The organism is Pseudomonas sp. NPDC086112 (assembly GCF_044746425.1).
GTDB lineage: Bacteria > Pseudomonadota > Gammaproteobacteria > Pseudomonadales > Pseudomonadaceae > Aquipseudomonas.
The window spans coordinates 25161-43588 of sequence record NZ_JBIVCD010000002.1 but is presented as its reverse complement, the minus strand read 5'-3'; the positions used below and the strand labels follow the sequence as shown (position 1 = coordinate 43588).

Annotated in this window: 17 protein-coding genes; 10 read left to right on the top strand and 7 right to left on the bottom strand. The window is 58.0% G+C overall.

Annotated features, from left to right (window positions below; genetic code table 11):
• Positions 1 to 166: 166 nt before the first annotated feature.
• Positions 167 to 565 (bottom strand): hypothetical protein, encoded by a 399-nt coding sequence (locus tag ACIPLA_RS02170; protein ID WP_256348550.1) that lies wholly within the window; start codon positions 563 to 565, stop codon positions 167 to 169.
• A gap of 405 nt (positions 566 to 970) precedes the next feature.
• Here ACIPLA_RS02170 and ACIPLA_RS02165 point away from each other — a divergent pair, with 405 nt between their 5' ends.
• Both ACIPLA_RS02165 and ACIPLA_RS02160 read left to right on the top strand, forming a co-directional pair.
• Positions 971 to 1735, top strand: a complete 765-nt coding sequence (locus tag ACIPLA_RS02165; RefSeq protein ID WP_401171044.1) for a tetratricopeptide repeat protein — start codon at positions 971 to 973, stop codon at positions 1733 to 1735.
• 176 nt (positions 1736 to 1911) lie between these two features.
• On the top strand, positions 1912 to 2685 hold the full coding sequence (locus ACIPLA_RS02160; protein WP_401171041.1) for an NERD domain-containing protein: 774 nt from the start codon (positions 1912 to 1914) through the stop codon (positions 2683 to 2685).
• Between the two features lie 162 nt (positions 2686 to 2847).
• On the opposite strand, the gene ACIPLA_RS02155 is transcribed toward ACIPLA_RS02160, so the two are convergent.
• A complete protein-coding gene (locus ACIPLA_RS02155; protein WP_401171040.1) occupies positions 2848 to 3510 on the bottom strand; it encodes an NADPH-dependent F420 reductase in 663 nt (220 codons plus the stop codon).
• A 100-nt stretch (positions 3511 to 3610) separates the two neighbouring features.
• On the opposite strand from ACIPLA_RS02155, the gene ACIPLA_RS02150 reads away from it, so the two are divergent.
• Positions 3611 to 4507 carry a LysR family transcriptional regulator gene (locus ACIPLA_RS02150; protein ID WP_401171038.1) on the top strand — a complete coding sequence of 299 codons (897 nt, stop codon included), beginning with the start codon at positions 3611 to 3613 and terminating at the stop codon, positions 4505 to 4507.
• Positions 4508 to 4599: 92 nt separating this feature from the next.
• Here ACIPLA_RS02150 and ACIPLA_RS02145 read toward each other — a convergent pair whose 3' ends face one another.
• Complete coding sequence (locus ACIPLA_RS02145; RefSeq protein ID WP_401171036.1) at positions 4600 to 5289, bottom strand: SOS response-associated peptidase family protein; 690 nt, start codon at positions 5287 to 5289, stop codon at positions 4600 to 4602.
• A 431-nt stretch (positions 5290 to 5720) separates the two neighbouring features.
• Between ACIPLA_RS02145 and gabP the strand changes: the two genes are divergently transcribed.
• From gabP to ACIPLA_RS02125, 4 genes are all read left to right on the top strand, one after another.
• Complete coding sequence (gene gabP / locus ACIPLA_RS02140; RefSeq protein ID WP_063343841.1) at positions 5721 to 7127, top strand: GABA permease; 1407 nt, start codon at positions 5721 to 5723, stop codon at positions 7125 to 7127.
• Between the two features lie 112 nt (positions 7128 to 7239).
• Positions 7240 to 8331: a GlxA family transcriptional regulator gene (locus tag ACIPLA_RS02135; RefSeq protein WP_218395091.1), complete on the top strand. Its 1092-nt coding sequence runs from the start codon at positions 7240 to 7242 to the stop codon at positions 8329 to 8331.
• 237 nt (positions 8332 to 8568) lie between these two features.
• A complete protein-coding gene (gene nspC / locus ACIPLA_RS02130) occupies positions 8569 to 9666 on the top strand; it encodes a carboxynorspermidine decarboxylase (RefSeq protein WP_218395090.1) in 1098 nt (365 codons plus the stop codon).
• A gap of 27 nt (positions 9667 to 9693) precedes the next feature.
• Positions 9694 to 10929, top strand: a complete 1236-nt coding sequence (locus tag ACIPLA_RS02125) for a saccharopine dehydrogenase family protein (RefSeq protein ID WP_033036557.1) — start codon at positions 9694 to 9696, stop codon at positions 10927 to 10929.
• A gap of 121 nt (positions 10930 to 11050) precedes the next feature.
• On the opposite strand, the gene ACIPLA_RS02120 is transcribed toward ACIPLA_RS02125, so the two are convergent.
• The 3 genes from ACIPLA_RS02120 to ACIPLA_RS02110 are packed head-to-tail and all read right to left on the bottom strand — an operon-like array spanning position 11051 to position 13740.
• Positions 11051 to 11704 (bottom strand): TetR/AcrR family transcriptional regulator, encoded by a 654-nt coding sequence (locus tag ACIPLA_RS02120; RefSeq protein WP_218395089.1) that lies wholly within the window; start codon positions 11702 to 11704, stop codon positions 11051 to 11053.
• Positions 11691 to 12542 (bottom strand): 3-hydroxybutyryl-CoA dehydrogenase, encoded by an 852-nt coding sequence (locus ACIPLA_RS02115; RefSeq protein ID WP_218395088.1) that lies wholly within the window; start codon positions 12540 to 12542, stop codon positions 11691 to 11693. Before ACIPLA_RS02115 ends, ACIPLA_RS02120 begins: the two co-directional genes overlap by 14 nt.
• A gap of 13 nt (positions 12543 to 12555) precedes the next feature.
• Complete coding sequence (locus tag ACIPLA_RS02110) at positions 12556 to 13740, bottom strand: acetyl-CoA C-acyltransferase family protein (protein WP_095631998.1); 1185 nt, start codon at positions 13738 to 13740, stop codon at positions 12556 to 12558.
• Between the two features lie 131 nt (positions 13741 to 13871).
• On the opposite strand from ACIPLA_RS02110, the gene ACIPLA_RS02105 reads away from it, so the two are divergent.
• Positions 13872 to 14897, top strand: coding sequence for an AraC family transcriptional regulator (locus ACIPLA_RS02105; RefSeq protein WP_401171030.1), 1026 nt, complete (start codon positions 13872 to 13874; stop codon positions 14895 to 14897).
• Between the two features lie 77 nt (positions 14898 to 14974).
• Here the strand turns inward: ACIPLA_RS02105 and ACIPLA_RS02100 are convergent, their stop codons facing one another.
• Positions 14975 to 15892: a LysR family transcriptional regulator gene (locus tag ACIPLA_RS02100; protein WP_401171028.1), complete on the bottom strand. Its 918-nt coding sequence runs from the start codon at positions 15890 to 15892 to the stop codon at positions 14975 to 14977.
• Positions 15893 to 16017: 125 nt separating this feature from the next.
• On the opposite strand from ACIPLA_RS02100, the gene ACIPLA_RS02095 reads away from it, so the two are divergent.
• Both ACIPLA_RS02095 and ACIPLA_RS02090 read left to right on the top strand, forming a co-directional pair.
• On the top strand, positions 16018 to 17232 hold the full coding sequence (locus tag ACIPLA_RS02095) for a serine hydrolase domain-containing protein (RefSeq protein WP_401171025.1): 1215 nt from the start codon (positions 16018 to 16020) through the stop codon (positions 17230 to 17232).
• Positions 17229 to 18413: an MFS transporter gene (locus ACIPLA_RS02090; RefSeq protein WP_401171022.1), complete on the top strand. Its 1185-nt coding sequence runs from the start codon at positions 17229 to 17231 to the stop codon at positions 18411 to 18413. The genes ACIPLA_RS02095 and ACIPLA_RS02090 overlap by 4 nt, the downstream gene beginning before the upstream one ends.
• Positions 18414 to 18428: the final 15 nt, after the last annotated feature.

Here is an 18428-nt window from a genome sequence, read left to right as displayed (position 1 = left end):
ATACTGTTGAAAAAGTGTCTGACTCACTTGGGAAGCGCTGAACAAACATCTGATTCGTAGCTCGTCGACGTAGGCGAGCACTGCTATTTCGGACCGATTTGAGTCTTGGTTTTGCAGGCTGGCAGTATCGCCCCGTGTTGCAGGTGGATTGTTCCGGGGCTTCGCACTAGCGACGATAATAACCGTGATCATCCTTGTAACGGTGCCGCATGGCTCGATCCTGGTGGCGCTCCCAATCACGATGGCGTTCAGCTTCCCGGCGGGCTTGCTCTCTACGCCACTGATCTCTGCGCCAGTCGTCTCGGCGCCAATTGTCCCTACGATCATGCCAACGGCCGTCATGCCAGTATCGGTCGTCATGGGCAAGCAACGGCCCTGGCTGCTTGCCGGCCATACTCGCCAAGGTCGGCCACGGGTTGCCGGCGGCCTGGACAGGAGCCTGTACGGCTGGGGCTTCAGTTGCGAAAACAGGGGTTGAGGTCTTCATCTGTGTGGCTGATGCCGAGCCCACTGCCGCGAACGCGAAAAGGCCGAAGAGCACCATCCGTGGGACATGGAATTTCATGAGCGAAGACAACCTCTGATTGACAATAGGGCGTGTGGCCATCTGGCAGTGGGAAGCCTGCGGGGGGCGTGCTTACCTGGCGAATGTACCTATCCACATAGACCGATAAATAGGGAAAAGTTCTAGGGAACCGTTGCTTAAATAGCCAACGCTCTCAGCGTTCGACCATTTTTGAAGTTTGCTTTCTCGATGCCCGCTTCTGGCCGTTTTCTGCTCTGCGCGAAGTGCAGCAATCGCTCATGCTTAGATGTTGGGCTGGTAAAAATGATGCTGGTTGCGACGGCCGTTGCTGCAGGAACTTCAGGGTATTGGCCAGGTCAATAGCGGCCCGGTATTGGATTGCCGAGCAGCGCTGTGGTCTGTTTTACGGCAGTGCCGTCCGAATTCACTCGAGTCCGCCCCCTGATGCCAACCAAGAGTTTTCTGCCGGGTCTCATTCTGGTGTTCTGCGCCGTCGCGTCGCTTTGTTCGTTTGCTGCCGAGCGAAGAGCGCCTGCGCAAAGCAACAGCGCATCAACGACCCTGATCGAAACCGCCTCGCGGCAGTATGAAAATGGCCAACTGGATCAGGCCGCCGCCACGCTGGAGCGTGCCCTGCATATCCAGCCGAACAATCCCGCGACGCTGCATTACCTCGGTGTGTTGCGTCTTCAGCAGGGGCAGTACCAGCAGGCTGAAACCTTGGCGGTGCGCTCGAACATGCGGGTGGGTCGCAACGTCGAGTTGCGCAACCGCAACTTCCAATTGATCCAGGCGGCGCAGCAGGCCCAGTCTTCGAGTACCCCACCCAATACCAAAGAGAACCTGGTCGCAGTACAGAAGGGGTTGGCAGAGGAGAGCCAAAGGCGCCGCGAAGCGGAAATGGCGGTTGTTGAGCAATCCACTCAGAACACTGGGCGCGACGCTGACAACTTCACTCGCGCAGAGGCAAATCGGGTTTCGGATGCACCGACGGCTGGCAGAGCCGGGCCCGAAGGACAATTGCAAATGGTTAATGTCGAGCCAGAGCCTGCGTACGGTGAGGTTGAGATACCCCGCGGCCATATGCCACCTCCGGGTAAATGCCGAATTTGGTTTCCTGATCGTCCGCCGGGGCATCAGCCTGCACCGGGAAAATGCAAGAAGCTGCGATATCGGGTTCCATCAGGGGCCTACCTGGTGCGCGGTTGAGTTGCTGGTGTCCATTTTCTTTCCAGTTCTGACTGTCAAACCTGCTCTAAAACGTTTTTACACAGCAGGGCCGAAAGCAGACGCCAGTTACCTCACCTAAGCTAGAAAGGAACAAAAAGGGTGAAGGCGTGGCCTCATCCGGTGTACGGACACACCCTCCCAACGCAAAGGAAGCGATGAATATTTTTGTGATGTTCCAGCCGCTGTTCGACATGCTGAAGTGGCTGCTGCCATTATTGGTCCTCGTCATCATCATCAAGACGCCCTGGTTCAAGGGATGGTTCGGTGAGTTGCTGGTGCGGACATTCACCCACTATGGGCTGGATAGCCAGGTCTACCGCCGGTTGCACAACATCACACTGGATACGCCCGATGGCACTACCCAGATCGATCATGTGTTCCTGTCGCCTTTTGGCATTTTCGTGCTGGAGACCAAAAACATGGGCGGCTGGATTTTCGGCGGTGAGCGCCAGGCCCAGTGGACACAGCAGATCTTCCGGCATCGCTTCAGGTTCCAGAACCCGCTGCGGCAGAATTACAAGCACCTGAAAGCGCTAGAAGCGCTGCTCAGCGTTCCGCCCGAGCACATCCATTCTGTAATCGCCTTCGTCGGCGGCAGTAGCTTCAAGACCGTCATGCCGGACAATGTCACCCAAGGCGTCAGCTGCATCCGCTATATCAAGTCCTTTCAGCTGCCTGTGTTTAGCGAAGCGCAGGTGAGTGTAATGGTGAAGGCGCTGGAGAGCGGGAAGAGGGACAGTACGCTCACTACCCACTACGAGCATGTACAACGACTGAAACAGCGAAACGACCCTTTGGCGAAACGCCGTTGCCCGCGTTGTGGAAGTGCTTTCGAAATTCGTATCCGTAAGACAGGCGATAGAGCAGGAGAGCGATTCTGGGGCTGCAGCGCCTACCCAAAATGTCGAGCGAAACAGGATTTGGATTAGTCCTCCAGCTACTTCGTCCTGTGAAGACGCGAATGAGAGCAACTGGCTCGTCATCCGTTTCCCGGCAAAAGCGGCCGCTCACGAATCGCCCGTATCGACCCAAAGCTGACATTGCCCTCAGTCAGCTCCAAGTCTTCTCTCGATCCAGTAGGTTGTGGGTATTCAGCGACGCCACGCTCCCTCGGGCAATTCGACCTGCCGCTGGGCCGCCGCCAATGCAACCTTCAACCCCTCTTTATCCAGCGGTACGCAGTAGGCGGGTTTGGCCCGTTCGAATCGCCAGCTTTCATCAAGGCTGCCCGCATCTACCGCGTCGAATCCAATCTCATCCAGCAACGTGATCACCAGCGCTTTCGCCGCCAGGTCATCCGCCGCAATTGGTAGTGCACGCCGGTCGGGCGCCGCTTTCAGGCGCGAGTCCAGCAGCAGGTCCTGGGCGAGGATTGCATTGAACACCTTGACCACGCAGGAGCGGGGCAGATGCTCGGCGAGCAGGCGGCTGGTGGTGGTTTCGAATCGGTCGAGAGTGGCAATGTGACCGTCGCGTTCCGGGTAGTAATTGTTGGCATCCAGCACGGTTTTGCCCTCTAGCCACTTGGCCGGCACGCTTCGGTAATGCTCAAGAGGAATGGCCACGAGTACAACTTCGCCAAATTGTGCTGCGTCCTCGACAGTGCCGACCTGACTGCCAGGAATGCCGCTGAGCACGCTGCTCATGGTCTGTGGCCCACGTGAATTGCTGAGCATCGCCTCGTGTCCTGCCGCGATGACCAATTGCGCCACTGCACGTCCGATGAAGCCTGCCCCAATAATGCCGATACGCATGTCCTTGCTCCGCTGGTTGGTAAGAAGAAACTATGATGATTGCCAACCAGGAGCAGATAAATAATCATCGGCTACTTAGTCTCGTTACCAGGAGTGTTGAATGATGGATCGCCTGACGAGCATGGGGGCGTTTGTGATGGCGGCGGAATCCGGCTCCTATGCCAGCGCCGCCGAGCGATTGGGCCTGTCGCCGCAAATGGTGGCCAAGCATGTTGCCGCGCTTGAGCAACGTCTAGGTGCGCGGCTGCTGAACCGTACCACCCGACGCCAGAGCCTGACTGAGTTGGGCAGCGCTTACTACGAACGCTGCAAGCACATTTTGAGCGAAGCTCAGGCTGCCGACTCCCTTGCGCAGATCATGAATGACACCCCGCGTGGCAAACTGAAAATCAGCGCGCCCGTAACATTCGGCTCCTATAGCCTCATGCCGTTTGTGACGGAGTTTTTGCGTCAACACCCGGAGGTCGAAATTGATCTGCATTTGACCGATCGCTTCGTCGATCTGGTGGAAGAGGGGTACGAAGTGGCTTTCAGGATCGGCCCGTTGGTTACGTCCAGTTTGACCGCCAGGCCGTTGGCGCCTTATCGATTGGTAACCTGTGCGGCACCGAGCTATCTCACCGAACGTGGAGTGCCGCAAATTCCGGGTGATCTCAAGAGCCATGAGTGTCTGGGCTATTCCTATTGGTCCCGGCCGGCCGACCGCGAATGGGTATTGTGCAAAGGTTCCGCGGTTGAACGGGTACAGGTCGCCAGTCGGTTGCAGGTCAACGAGAGCAAAGCATTGCTGTCAGCAGCACTGGACGGGTTCGGGATTGTCCTTGGCCCCGAAGACTTTCTTGAGCCGGCATTGCGCAGCGGCGAGTTAGTTCGAGTATTAGCTGATTACCAGGCCCCAAGCCGACAAATGCATTTGCTCTACACGGCCAATCGTCAGAGAACCGCTAAACTGCGACGTTTTATCGACGCTGCGCTCGCCCGCTTTGGTGCTCCTTGAGCAGGTTTTTGAGTTGTCTCAGCCGCATTGACCTGTGATTGATCGTCGCAGGTTACTGCTTCATTCACAGGCTGCTTTTGGCCAGCAGGAACTCAGATAAGTCGATCGCTGGGATTGATCAGGCCGCTTTGTTGATTGCGGATATTACCGATAGCGCGGTCGACCTTGAACCACTCGAAAGCCTCCGGCGGTTCCCACTGTAATAGCATTATTTGCTCCGCGCGCTTTTCCGATGTAGCTGGATTCAGCCATTCCCGCGACAGTTCGGGATTGAGCGTCACTGGCTGCCAGTCGTGTATATCCACCACGCCGCCCTTGCTGTCGGCGCTGATGAACACGAAGCCGTCATGCGCCTCCGGTGCATGCTCGGCGGTGGGATACTGGCCTATTGCGGTGCAGAAGATTGGGGCGCGATCCTTGCGCCGGATCAGATAAGGCTGTGGTTTCGCTCCACCTCCGTCCACCCATTCAAACCAGTTGTCGATCGCGATGATCGCCCGATGCGGCCATATCGTTCTGAAGAATGGATTATGGGCAACTCCGTCTACTCGGACCTTGATCGGCGCGGCATGCTCCATTGCCCAGCGTGGCCGCCAGCCCCAGCGCACCATGTCGGCTCGCATAAACTGACCTTCCTGGTGGAAGAGGGCGAGCTGAGCGGATGGCGCGACGTTGTAGAGCTCTAAAGGCTGGTCTCCTGCATAGTTGATCAATGCGTTTGGAATGTTGAGCGCCGCGACAAAGTCATGAATGCCTCGGTACTGGGAAAGACGTCCGCACATAGTTGGAAGCCTCCGGTTGTGTTTTCAGCGTAGTCCAGAACCTGGCGGCTTGATGAGGAAACCTTGTCTCAGTATCGACCCGAACATCGGTTTGGGGTGTGGCGCGCACTGAGCCATAGGCCGATTCCTATATTGCTGAGTGGCAATGGCCAGCTTCGGTCTCTTTTTTTTCGGGTAGTGCACCACACGCGATACGCGCAACGCGTGTCGAAATCAGACTCGTAAGTGGCGCACTCGGGCTACTGGCTTCCAGGTCAAGACGCGTAAGGTGGCGCGTCACTTCATGGTCGGGTGCGGCTGTGATGCTTGATTTAGAAACTCCGGAGCGTTGAGGTGCGCCGCGTTCGAGACGCGGCAACAGGGAAAAATGATGATCGCCTGACCCTCAGTCAGTACGCCTAACGTCGATCACCAGAGAACAAAAAAAAACAATGAATAACCTGAACTCCAGAGATTCGAACGGTCAGTTGGCGCAGGGTTTCAAGCCGCGTCACGTCACAATGCTTTCTATCGCGGGGATTATCGGCGCAGGTTTGTTTGTTGGCTCCGGACATGCCATCGCTGCGGCGGGGCCGGCGGTATTGCTGGCTTATCTGTTTTCCGGCCTTTTGGTCGTTCTGGTCATGCGCATGCTGGGCGAAATGGCGGTTGCCAACCCGGACACCGGATCTTTCTCTACCTACGCCGACCAGGCAATCGGGCGTTGGGCAGGCTTCACCATCGGCTGGCTCTATTGGTGGTTCTGGGTGCTGGTGATACCCATCGAGGCGCTCGCGGCCGGGCATGTATTGAACCAATGGTTCCCGCAGATCGATACCTGGTTGTTTGCCTTGACGTCGATCATCCTGTTGGTCGTGACTAATCTGTTCAGCGTGTCCAAATACGGCGAGTTCGAATTCTGGTTTGCGATGGCCAAGGTCGTGGCGATCATCGGCTTTATCGGTCTTGGTTTTGCGGTGTTGATGGGTTGGATTCCCGAGCGCGAAGCCAGCGGGTTGAGTCGACTCATGGAGGAACATGGCGGTTTCGCGCCCAACGGTTTGTCTGCGGTTGTCGGGGCATTCATCACCATCATGTTCAGCTTCATCGGTACAGAAGCGGTGACCATTGCCGCTGCCGAATCCAGCAATCCGGCGCAGAACATCGCCAAAGCCACACGCTCGGTGATCTGGCGGATCGGGGTGTTCTACCTGCTGTCCATTTTCGTGGTCATTTCCGTGGTGCCCTGGAATGATCCGTTGCTGGCGTCGGTGGGCTCTTACCAGCGAGCGTTGGAGCTGATGAACATTCCCCACGCCAAGTTAATGGTAGATGTGGTGGTGTTGATTGCCGTGGCCAGCTGCATGAACTCGTCGATCTATATTGCCTCGCGCATGTTGTTTTCGCTGGGCAAACGCGGTGATGCACCGAAGCCGCTGAAGGTGACGTCGTCGGATGGCGTGCCGAGGGCAGCGGTGATCGCCAGCACCGTACTGGGTGCCGGCGTGACCTTGTTCAGCTACTTCATGCCCGCCGGACTGTTTCAGTTTCTGCTCGCCAGCTCCGGCGCCATTGCCTTGCTGGTGTACCTGGTTATCGCAGTGTCGCAACTGCGCATGCGCAAGATTCTGCTTCGGCAGAATGTCACGCTGACCTTCAAAATGTGGTTGTTCCCCTGGCTTACCTGGTTGGTCATCGCCTTCATCTGCGCAGCGTTGGCGGTGATGATGGTGACGCCTGAGCACCGTATGGAAGTTTCTTCGACCATCGGCCTGGCACTGGTGATTTCCTTTATCGGCCTTGTGACCGCGCGTCAGCATGGGCAGCCGCGCAGTGCAGTGTCGGCGGAAAGTGCATAGCAGCCATATCAGCATAAACCTGCTTGCGATCTTTTCAGTGCGCCAGCAGTGGCGGGGCGGTTAACGCCGCCAGCGCCACGGGCCATTGCCGCTCACTGCGAGAAAAACATCGATGGCATACGACACCTCCAAGGCCGTTCCTCTGCAAACCATTGGTTTTTTGCTGCTGGACCAGTTCACGCTGATCTCTTTGGCATCTGCCATTGAGCCTCTGCGAATGGCCAATCAGTTGACCGGACAAGAGCTGTACCGCTGGCACACCTTCAGCTTTGGGGGCGAGCGGGTGTGGGCGAGCGATGGCATGCCGATCACTCCGGATGCGGCGATCAATAACGCACCGATACTGGATACTGTGATCGTCTGCGGTGGCATTGGCATTCAAAGCGCGGTGACCCGTGAGCACATTACCTGGTTGCGAGCCCAGGCGCGGCGCGCGAAGCGGATAGGGGGCGTGTGCACAGGTAGTTGGGCCTTGGCCCAGGCAGGCTTGCTCGATGGCTTCGATTGCAGTGTGCACTGGGAGTTTCTGGCGGCCATGCAGGAAGCATTTCCGCGAGTGAACCTCAGCTCCAGTCTATTCACCCTTGACCGAGACCGCTTCACCAGCTCCGGTGGCACCGCGCCAATGGACATGATGCTGCACTTGATCAGTCGCGATCATGGTCATGAACTGTCAGCAGCCATCTCCGACATGTTCGTCTACGAGCGAATCCGCAACGAACAGGATCATCAACGCGTGCCCCTTAAACACATGCTTGGTACCCACCAACCGAAATTGCAGGAAATCGTCGCCTTGATGGAGGCCAATCTGGAAGAGCCGATCGACCTCGACGAACTGGCGAACTTTGTCAGTTTGTCCCGTCGACAGCTGGAGCGGTTATTCCAGAAATACCTGCATTCCTCCCCATCACGCTACTACCTCAAGCTGCGTCTGATCCGCGCTCGTCAGTTACTCAAGCAAACGCCGATTTCGATAGTAGAGTTGTCGGTGGTGTGTGGCTTTGTGTCCACACCCCATTTTTCAAAGTGCTATCGCGAGTATTTCGGCATTCCACCCAGCGATGAGCGCTTGGCGACGCAAACGCAACCGCAAGTGACATCAAGGCCGGTTGTACAGGCGTTGCCAATGGCAAGGCCGATGAGTTTGCTGGATCAGGCTCGTGATGAATCAACGTTCGCCAGTATCAAAATTCTGAAACCCTGAACGATCCGGTACGCAATAAAGTCAGCATCTGAAACCGAAATAGCGTCGATACTTCCCGAGCGATGAAGTACTGCATTGTGTTCGAGAAAGCAGCCGCCGTTTGAGCTGCCGCTGACGCTGGCTTCTGGATCCAATCAAGGACGGCTCGGCAAACTGCGCTCTCTGCTCTTTCGATAAGTTGCCAGTGAAGGCACAATGCGCATCCTTTTTTTGGCTGGCCTTGCCGGAGGCCTCGAAATGATCAAGACGCCGTACTACCTCATCGACAAACAAAAGCTGCTGGCGAACATGCAGAAGATCGCTTATGTGCGCGAACAGTCCGGGGCCAAGGCCCTGCTGGCACTCAAGTGCTTCGCCACCTGGTCGGTGTTTGACCTGATGCAGCAATACATGGACGGCACTACGTCGTCGTCGCTCTACGAGCTCAAGCTCGGTCGACAGAAGTTCGCTGGCGAGACCCATGCCTACAGCGTGGCCTGGGCCGACGACGAGATCGAGGAGATGCTCGACAACTGCGACAAGATCATCTTCAACTCCATCGGCCAGCTGCAGCGCTACGCCGAGGCTTCAGCCGGCAAGGTGCGCGGTCTGCGGGTCAATCCGCAGGTGAGCAGCTCGGATTACCTGCTGGCCGATCCGGCGCGGCCGTTCAGCCGTCTGGGGGAGTGGGATCCGGTGAAGATCGAGCAAGTCATCGAGCAGATATCGGGCTTCATGTTCCACAACAACTGCGAGAACGCCGACTTCGGCCTGTTCGACCAAATGTTGAGCACCATCGAAGAGCGGTTCGGCCATCTGCTGCACAAGGTCGAATGGGTCAGCCTGGGCGGCGGCATTCACTTCACCGGTGAAGGCTACGCGATCGACGAGTTCTGCGCGCGGCTCAAGGCCTTCTCGCAGAAATACGGTGTGCAGGTCTACCTGGAGCCGGGTGAAGCCGCCATTACTCAGAGCGCCTCGCTGGAAGTCACCGTGCTCGACACTCTCTACAATGGCAAGCACCTGGCCGTCGTGGACAGCTCCATCGAGGCGCATATGCTCGATCTGCTGATCTATCGCCTGAATGCCAAGTTGGCGCCCAGCGAGGGCGAACACACCTACATGGTGTGCGGCAAATCCTGCCTGGCCGGCGACATTTTCGGCGAGTATCAATTTGATCGTCCCTTGGCCATCGGTGATCGGCTGTCGTTCGTCGACGCGGCGGGTTACACCATGGTCAAGAAGAACTGGTTCAACGGCCTGAAAATGCCGTCCATCGTAGTGAAACAACTCGACGGTAGTGTCGAGGTGGTTCGTGAGTTTGGTTTCAACGACTACATGTCCAGCCTTTCGTAAGCTGGCAGAGAAGGAGAGAGAGAAAAATTGAAGAAGAACGTGCTTATCATTGGTGCAGGAGGTGTCGCCAAGGTGGTGGCCCACAAGTGCGCGCAGCACAACGATGAACTCGGTCGTATTGCTATCGCGTCGCGCAACATCTCCAAATGCCAGGCCATCATCGACAGCGTCAAGGCCAAGGGCAGCCTCAAAGAGCCCGCTGACATCAAAGCCTTCTCGCTGAACGCTATGGATGTCGAGGCGACCAAGGCGCTGATCCGCGAAACCGGATCGCAGATCGTCATCAACGTCGGTTCTGCCTTCCTCAACATGTCGGTGCTGCGTGCCTGCATCGATACCGGCGTGGCCTACCTGGACACCGCCATTCACGAAGAACCGGGCAAAATCTGCGAGACGCCGCCCTGGTACGGCAACTACGAGTGGAAGCACCTCGAGGAATGCAAAGAGAAGAACATCACCGCCATCCTCGGTGTGGGCTTCGACCCGGGTGTGGTCAACGCCTATGCAGCGTTGGCGCAACAACAGTATTTCGACCGTATTGATTCGATCGACATTCTCGACGTCAATGCCGGTTCCCATGGCAAGTATTTCGCCACCAATTTCGATCCGGAAATCAATTTCCGCGAATTCACCGGACAAGTGTGGAGCTGGCAGAACAGTCAGTGGACCAGCAACACGATGTTCGAAGTCAAACGCACCGACGACCTGCCAGTCGTAGGGGCGCAGAACCTGTACCTGACCGGTCACGATGAAGTGCACTCCCTGTCGAAGAACCTCGGCGTGCCCAACGTGCGTTTCTGGATGAGCTTTGGCGAGCACTACATCAATGTGTTCACCGTACTCAAGAACCTCGGCCTGCTCTCCGAGCAACCGGTCAAAACCGCTGAAGGCCTGGAAGTCGTGCCGCTCAAAGTGGTCAAGGCCGTGCTCCCTGATCCGAGCTCGCTGGCGCCTGGCTACACCGGCAAGACCTGCATTGGCGACCTGGTCAAAGGCACCAAGGATGGCCAGCCGCGCGAAGTGTTCATCTACAACGTCGCCGACCACGAAGAAGCCTTTGCCGAAACCGACAGCCAGGGCATTTCCTATACCGCTGGCGTGCCACCTGTGGCGGCCGCCCTGTTGGTCGCCCGTGGCGAATGGGATGTGCAACGCATGGCCAACGTCGAGGAGCTACCGGCCGAGCCGTTCCTCAAGGCGCTGGATGTGATGGGTCTGCCGACCCGCATCAAGGACGAGAATGGAGACCGTCCCTGGAGCTGAAACGCCTGAGGCGTGCGAAATACAGGTGAATCTTGTATTTCGCTCCAAACACAAAAACGCCGCTCATTGAGCGGCGTTTTTGTTTGTGCGTCATCTGTTGTGCCAATCCCGGTGCGGGATTTTATTGCATGGGGTCTTGCGACCGTGGATACACGTCCTGTTTTTTGATCACACTGGCCAGGCGCGGCTTATCACCTGGCGCCAGTAATCGCTCGATGGCGCCACTCACCATGTTTTCCAGCAGATTGTCGCGCTCTTGTTCATCCAGCGAATAGTGCGTCAGCCAACTGGGCGCGCTGTTGAGCAGGGCGGCAATGGCATGACCGGCGGCCAACACGCCCTGTTCACTGAACCGGGGGCGGATGCGCAGTATCAGCAGCAACTTGCGTTCGTACTGCTCGCGCAGCTGCCGGACCCGTTGCTGCTGCTCTTCATTCAGGCAGCCGCTGTCGCGCTCCACCAGACGAAAATGCCAGGGCATTTCCTGATGTAGATTCAGGTGCGCGCGAATCAATTGATTGAGTCTGTCGCGTTTTGCCGGGGCCGTTTGTTCGATGCGCCCCAACGTGGCCAGCAGCTCTTCGTAAAACTCCTCGATCAGGTCGAGCAGCAGGTGCTGCTTGCTGGGGTAATGGTAATACAGCGAGCCCGGGGCGAGCCCCAGGCAGGTCGCGAGCTCACGCATGCCGACTTGACCGAAACCCTTGCTGGCAAAGAGCTCCAGCACCTTGTCCCGGTATTCGGCGAAGCGTGAGCACCGCTCAGGCATAGACATGGAAGCCACGCCCCGTTTTGCGTCCCAGGTAACCGGCGGCGACCATTTCCTTGAGCAGTGGAGCGGGGCGGTATTTGCTGTCGTTGAAGCCGTCATAGAAGGCTTCAAGGATTGCCAGCACGGTGTCCAGGCCGATCAGGTCCGCCAACGCCAGCGGGCCGATCGGCTGGTTGCAGCCCAGGCGCATGCCGGCATCGATGTCGTCGACGCTGGCCAGACCTTCTTGAAACACCAGGATCGCTTCATTGATCATCGGCACCAGAATCCGGTTGACCACGAAACCCGGACGGTTGCCGGCGGTGATCGCGGTTTTGCCGAGAGTGGTCGCCATGTCCAGCGCCAGGGCGTGGGTGGCATCGCTGGTTTGCAGGCCACGAATCACTTCGATGAGGCCCATCACCGGCACCGGATTGAAAAAGTGCAGACCGATGAAACGTTCAGGCTGGCTCACACTGGCGGCGAGCTGCGTAATGGACAGCGACGACGTGTTGGAGGCGATCACGCAGTCAGCGCTGACCTGCGCCGCTATTTGTTGCAGCAGCCGCAATTTCAGGTCGAGATTTTCGGTGGCGGCTTCGATCACCAGTTGCACGTTTTGCAGGCTGTTGTAATCGGTACTGGTGCGAATCTTGTCGAGGGCAGCGAGCTTTTGCTCAGGCGTCAGCGTGTTTTTGGCGACCTGCCGATCAAGGTTTTTATCGACGGTCGCAATTGCCTTTTGCAAGGCACTCTCGGCAATGTCGATCAATGTCACGTTGAAGCCGGCCAGGGCGCAGACTTGCGCGATGCCATTGCCCATGGTGCCTGCGCCGATGACGCCAATGTTCTGAAGATTCATGCGCATGTCCTTATCAAACCCGCTCGAACAACACGGCGATGCCTTGGCCGCCGCCGATGCACATGGTCGCCAGGGCATAACGGCCTTGGCAGCGATGCAGTTCGTGAATCGCCTTGGTGGCGATGATCGCGCCAGTGGCGCCCACCGGATGGCCCAGCGAGATGCCCGAACCGTTGGGGTTGACCTTCTGTGGATCGAAGCCCAGTTCTTGCGCTACGGCACAGGCTTGGGCAGCGAAGGCTTCGTTGGACTCGATCACATCAAGGTCGGCAACGGTCAGGCCGGCGCGCTTGAGCACCAGGCGGGTGGCGGGAATCGGTCCCAGTCCCATCATCGACGGTTCAACGCCTGCGTGGGCATAACCCACCAGTCGAGCCATAGGCTTGAGGCCTTGTTCCTGAACAGTCTGGCCCGTGGCCATGATCAGTGCGCCGGCACCATCATTGAGGCCGGACGCGTTGCCGGCGGTGACGCTACCGTCCTTTTTGAAGGCGGGTTTCATACGGCTCAATTGCTCGGCGTTGACCTCAGCCCGAACATGCTCATCCGTCGCAAACGTAACCGTCCCTTTGCGGGTTTCAATTTCGATCGGCACGATCTGCCCGGCAAAACGCCCCTCGGCAATCGCCCGGGCAGCACGCTGCTGGCTGAGCAGCGCCAATTCATCCTGGGCCTGACGCGTGATGCCATAGTGCTCGGCGATATTTTCAGCGGTGATACCCATGTGGAAACCGGCAAACGGGTCTTGCAGTACCCCAAGCATGTAGTCGATGGCCTGCATGTCGCCCATGCGTGCGCCCCAGCGCGCCTGCGGCAACAAGTACGCGCCTCGGCTCATGGACTCGACGCCGCCTGCCAGTGCAGCGCCCGCATCCCCCAGCATCAAACTTTGCGCGGCACTGACAATCGCCTGCAAACCCGAACCGCACAGGCGGTTGACGTTGAAGGCGGGCGTCTCTTTCGTCAGGCCGGCATTGATCGCTACGGCTCGGGAGATGTAGGCATCGCGTGCCTCGGTCGGGATCACATGTCCCATCACGGCATGACCGATGTGCTCGGGCGCCAGGCCTGAACGTTCGATGGCGGCGCGGCAAACGTCGGTTGCCAACTGAATAGGCGGCACATCCTTGAGTGAACCGCCAAAACTGCCGATGGCAGAACGAACGGCGCTCACTACAAAAATATCGGAATGGTTCATGTTGGATCTCTGAATAGGTCTTTTTTGTTGGGCACGAGTCTAGAATCAGCAGCGCCACTGGCCTATGCCAAAACTGTTCAAGGGTGATGGCGTTTTTTGCCATATTCAGATGTGACGAGAGAGGCATTCAAATGCGGGAAACGGATTCGGTGGCGGTTTACTTCATGTACCCCATGATCCATGCACTACGTGAGGAACCGCAGCGTCTGCGGTCAGTGCTTGAACAAGTGGGAATTGATCCGGCACTGATGGATCAGCCGACGGCACGGGTGCCGGCCACGGCTTTCGCCGCGTTGTGGCTGGTGCAGATTCGAGAGTTGAACGACGAATTTTTCCAGCTGGATTCCCATGGAATGCCGCCGGGCAGTTTTGCCTTGATCTGTCGGGCGTTGATTCAGGAGCCGACGCTGGAAAAAGCCATGCGTCAGTGCCTGGCCAATTTCGCCCTGTTCCTGAGTGATTTTCGCGGCACGTTGAGCGTGCGTGGCAAGCGTGCGGTCATCAGCTTGCAGACCCGTGCGCAGAACAGCGAGGTCAGCCGGTTGGGCGAAGAAACGTTTCTGGTGTTGATGATCAGCCTGCTGTGCTGGCTGGGTGGGCGGCGCATTCCGATCGATCGTGCGGACTTTCGTCATCAGCGTTTGTCGCTGCGTGATGATGCCATGCTCTGGGGGCCCAACCTGACCTTTGGCACCGAACGCACCGAAATCGAGTTCGCCAGTCACTACCTGCGCCTGCCGGTGATTCAAGACCTTGCTTCGTTAAAAGTGTTTTTACGCACCGCACCGCAATGGCTGGTTATCCGCTTCCGCAACCAGCATGGGCTGACCTCGCAGGTTCATCAGCGTCTGCGCCACAGCCATTACAGCGAATGGCCGACCTTACAAGCCTTCGCCCTGGAACAGCACCTGAGCCCCAGCACCTTTCGCCGCAAACTGGGACGTGAAGGCTGTTCGTATCAGGAGATCAAGGATGAAGTGCGGCGCGCGGTGGCGTTTGACCGGTTGCGCCAGACCAAGGCGAGCATCAGCGATATTGCCGAGCAGTTGGGATTTCAGGAGCCGAGCGCGTTCCATCGCGCGTTCAAGAAGTGGACGGGGGAGAGCCCGGGGCGGTATCGGGCGCGGTTTCAGGCATCGGAGGCAACTGATTCATGAATTGCGCTTGCTCGCGATGCGCAGACCCGCGAGCAGTTCCTCCGTGCCATGACGCTGAACACCGGCCCTGTAACGCCTCAACCGCTTACCGCTGCGTTGCCACTTCTGAGGCCCGCCGTTGCGCCCTCACAAACAAAGTCAATAAACGCTCGTAACTTTGGTGTCAGGTAGCGGCTCGACGGCCATACCACCTGGATGTTCAGTGTGCGCAGCACTTTGTCGTCCAGTATTGACACCAGCTCTCCGCCCGCCAGTGCCTCGCGCACCGCAAACTCAGGGACGCAGGCGATGCCCAGGCCTTGGCGGGCCATGTGGATCAGCATTTCAAGATTATTGCAGACCATCGTGGCCGGTACTTTCAACTCAGTACCTTCGGCAAGCCCCGGCAGTGGCCATTTTTCCAGTTTGCCCGTGGAGGGCAGTTTGTAATGCAGACAGTGGTGCTCCTGCAGTTGCTCGACATTCTGCGGGTAGCCGTGGCTCGCAAAGTAACTGGGGGCGCCGACGAGGTAGAAGCTGAAGCTGTCGAGTTTCCTGGCCATTAACCGGGAGTCGTGCAACTGGCCAGTGCGCACCACGGCGTCGAATCCTTCCTCGACCACGTCCACCAGCCGATCGGTGAAGTCCAGTTCCAGCTGGATTTCTGGATAGTGCTGCATGAATCGTGAGAGCTGCATGAACAAAACGTTGCCCAGCAGCGGCAGGCTGATGCGCAGTTTACCTCGCGGTGTCTCGCTGAAGCTGGAGAGTTCCTGCTCGGCGGCTTCCAGTTCGTTGAGCACCCGGCGGCAGCGCTCCAGAAACAACGAGCCTTCGCTGGTCAGGTTGATGCTGCGGGTATTGCGATGGAACAGGCGTGCGCCGAGTTTCTCTTCCATGCGCGCGATGCTCTTGCCCACCGCCGAGGCGGAGATCCCCAACAAACGACTGGCCCCAACAAAACTGCGGCTTTCGGCAACCTGCACAAACACCGTGATGCCATTGAGCTTATCCAACACTCACTCCTTTGATTGCGGACAAAAAGGTCCGTAGACCTCGGAATTGTAGCCTCTGTTTCCTGACAACGGCCCCCTCTATCCTCGAGACATCGAGTCATTCTTCCAACTATTCAGGCCCGCCAATGTCAGTCAACGAACCGCTCCGCCCATCACAGTCTCTACGCTCGCGCATCGACGCGGTGCTGGAGCAGACCTTGCACGATCAGCGCCTGGTAGGCGCAGTGGTGCTGGTGGCTCACCGCGGCAAGCTCATTTACCAGCGCGCGGCAGGGTTGGCCGACCGCGAGACGCAGTTACCGATGCGCGAGGATGCCTTGTTTCGGCTGTCTTCGGTATCCAAGCCAATCGTTTCGGTGGCGGCACTGGCGCTGATCGGCCAGGGCAAACTCAACCTGGATGACGACATCAGCCGCTGGCTGCCTTACTTCAAGCCGACCCTGAGCGACGGCCAGCCAGCGACGATCACGGTGCGTCAATTGCTGAGCCATACCGCCGGCTTCACGTATGGTTTTCTGGAAAGCGATCAGGGTGGTCCTTATCGTGACGCCGGTGTGTCCGATGGCATGGAGCGCAGCAACCTGACGCTAGAAGAAAATCTGCGTCGTCTGAGCCACGCGCCCTTGTTGTACAAACCGGGCAGTTCGTGGGGTTATTCGATTGCGACCGATGTCTTGGGCGGCGTGATTGCTGCGGTCACTGGCACCTCGCTGGCCGCCGCAATCGACGCGCTGATCGCCAAGCCACTGGGTTTGCGCGATATCGGTTTCAGCGTGTCCGACGCCAGCCGCCTGAGCCCGGCGTACCTGAACGATCAGCCACAGCCGCGGCGCATGAAAGAGCTGGAAGTGGTGCCGGTTTTCGAAGGCACCGCCGGCATCAAGCTGGAGCCGAGCCGGGCCCTCGACCCACAGGCTTTCAACTCCGGTGGTTCGGGATTGATCGGCAGTGCCGGTGAGTTCCTCCAGTTGCTCGAAACCCTGCGCAAAGGCGGGGCGCCGTTGTTGACTGAAGCGCTGGTGGAAGAAATGGCCACCAACCAGACCGGCGAACTTGAACTGGAAAACTGGCCCGGTCGCGGCTTCGGTCTGGGCTTTACCGTGCTCAAGGACCCGGCCGCCGCCCAGACGGCCGAGTCGGTGGGCAGCTGGCGATTGGGCGGTGCCTATGGACACTCCTGGTTTGTCGACCCGGCCGAGCAATTGACGGTCGTTGCCTTCACCAATACCGCCTTCGAAGGCATGTTCGGACAATTTACCGTCGACCTGTGCAACGCCGTTTATGGGGCGAATAACAGTGACCGCAACAAAGTCGTGGTCACGCTGGAGTCAGACTCATGAAAATGCTCCATCCGATCTACTTTCTCGCTCTAGGTCTGTTTGGCGTTTACACCATTGAGTTTGGCGTGGTCGGAATTCTTCCGGTGATCATCGAGCGCTTCGCGATCAGTGCGTCCCAGGCCGGCCTGTTGGTGGGGCTGTTTGCGCTGATCATTGCGGTCTTCGGCCCGGTTATGGTCTTGCTGCTGTCGCGCTTCAATCGCAAGAAGATCCTGACGATTGCATTGTTCATTTTTGCCGGCACCAGCGTGCTATCGGCCTACGCACCCAACTTTGAATCGCTGATGGTGCTGCGGATCATCCCTGCGTTGTTTCACCCCGTGTACTTTTCCCTGGCCTTTGTCGCTGCCGTTTCGCTGTACCCACCGCAGGAGTCGACCCGCGCCGCCGCCAAGGCTTTTGTCGGCACCAGCATGGGCATGGTGTTGGGGGTGCCGTTGACGACGCTGATCGCGGCGCAGTTTTCCTATGAAGCGTCGTTTCTGTTCTGCGCCGTGGTCAACTGCATTGCCGGTCTGGGGATCATTGCCAAGCTGCCGGACGCGCCCGACAAACAGCGGGTTTCCTATAAAGAGCAACTGGCCATTCTGCGCAAGTTCCCGCTCTGGCTGAACATCACCGCCTCGACGCTGATTTTTGCCGCGATGTTTTCCGTCTACAGCTACTCAGCCGAGTATCTGGCCAAGGAAGCGGGCATGAGCGCGCAGATGATCAGCATCCTGCTGGTGGTTTTCGGTATTGGCGGCGTCGCGGGCAATTTGTATGCCGGCAAGCTGATCGGGCGGAACATGGTTCGGACAACCCTCTTGCACCCGATCCTGCTGGCCAGTGCCTATGGGCTGTTGTACCTGTTCGCCGGCCCGTCCCTGATGACCATGCTGGTTATCGTGGTGATCTGGGGCGCGACCCATACCAGCGGGCTGATCGTCACGCAGATATGGCTGACCTCCGAAGCGCCGGAAGCGCCCGAATTCGCCACCGGCATTTATATCTCCTTCATCAACCTGGGCGTGACTATGGGGTCGATTACGGGTGGGTGGTTCCTGGCACGCATGGGCTTGCAGGGCACCCTTTACAGCGGTTTGTTATTTGCCGCGCTGGCCGTGTTGGTCATCGTGGTTAAAGTCCTGTTTTTCAGTGCCGAGCCGCGCAAGGAAGGCGCGCAGATCGCCACGGATTGAGTTGAACTCGTCGTG

What these genes read in the sequence shown, in the direction of transcription:
- ACIPLA_RS02095 (WP_401171025.1), top strand. Translation starts at nt 16,018, where the DNA reads ATGTCAGTCAACGAACCGCTCCGCCCATCACAGTCTCTACGCTCGCGC.
- ACIPLA_RS02150 (WP_401171038.1), top strand. Translation starts at nt 3,611, where the DNA reads ATGATGGATCGCCTGACGAGCATGGGGGCGTTTGTGATGGCGGCGGAA.
- ACIPLA_RS02165 (WP_401171044.1), top strand. Translation starts at nt 971, where the DNA reads ATGCCAACCAAGAGTTTTCTGCCGGGTCTCATTCTGGTGTTCTGCGCC.
- ACIPLA_RS02090 (WP_401171022.1), top strand. Translation starts at nt 17,229, where the DNA reads ATGAAAATGCTCCATCCGATCTACTTTCTCGCTCTAGGTCTGTTTGGC.
- ACIPLA_RS02135 (WP_218395091.1), top strand. Translation starts at nt 7,240, where the DNA reads ATGGCATACGACACCTCCAAGGCCGTTCCTCTGCAAACCATTGGTTTT.
- ACIPLA_RS02110 (WP_095631998.1), bottom strand. Translation starts at nt 13,740, where the DNA reads ATGAACCATTCCGATATTTTTGTAGTGAGCGCCGTTCGTTCTGCCATC.
- ACIPLA_RS02105 (WP_401171030.1), top strand. Translation starts at nt 13,872, where the DNA reads ATGCGGGAAACGGATTCGGTGGCGGTTTACTTCATGTACCCCATGATC.
- ACIPLA_RS02145 (WP_401171036.1), bottom strand. Translation starts at nt 5,289, where the DNA reads ATGTGCGGACGTCTTTCCCAGTACCGAGGCATTCATGACTTTGTCGCG.
- ACIPLA_RS02155 (WP_401171040.1), bottom strand. Translation starts at nt 3,510, where the DNA reads ATGCGTATCGGCATTATTGGGGCAGGCTTCATCGGACGTGCAGTGGCG.
- nspC (WP_218395090.1), top strand. Translation starts at nt 8,569, where the DNA reads ATGATCAAGACGCCGTACTACCTCATCGACAAACAAAAGCTGCTGGCG.
- ACIPLA_RS02170 (WP_256348550.1), bottom strand. Translation starts at nt 565, where the DNA reads ATGAAATTCCATGTCCCACGGATGGTGCTCTTCGGCCTTTTCGCGTTC.
- ACIPLA_RS02115 (WP_218395088.1), bottom strand. Translation starts at nt 12,542, where the DNA reads ATGAATCTTCAGAACATTGGCGTCATCGGCGCAGGCACCATGGGCAAT.
- ACIPLA_RS02160 (WP_401171041.1), top strand. Translation starts at nt 1,912, where the DNA reads ATGAATATTTTTGTGATGTTCCAGCCGCTGTTCGACATGCTGAAGTGG.
- ACIPLA_RS02120 (WP_218395089.1), bottom strand. Translation starts at nt 11,704, where the DNA reads ATGTCTATGCCTGAGCGGTGCTCACGCTTCGCCGAATACCGGGACAAG.
- gabP (WP_063343841.1), top strand. Translation starts at nt 5,721, where the DNA reads ATGAATAACCTGAACTCCAGAGATTCGAACGGTCAGTTGGCGCAGGGT.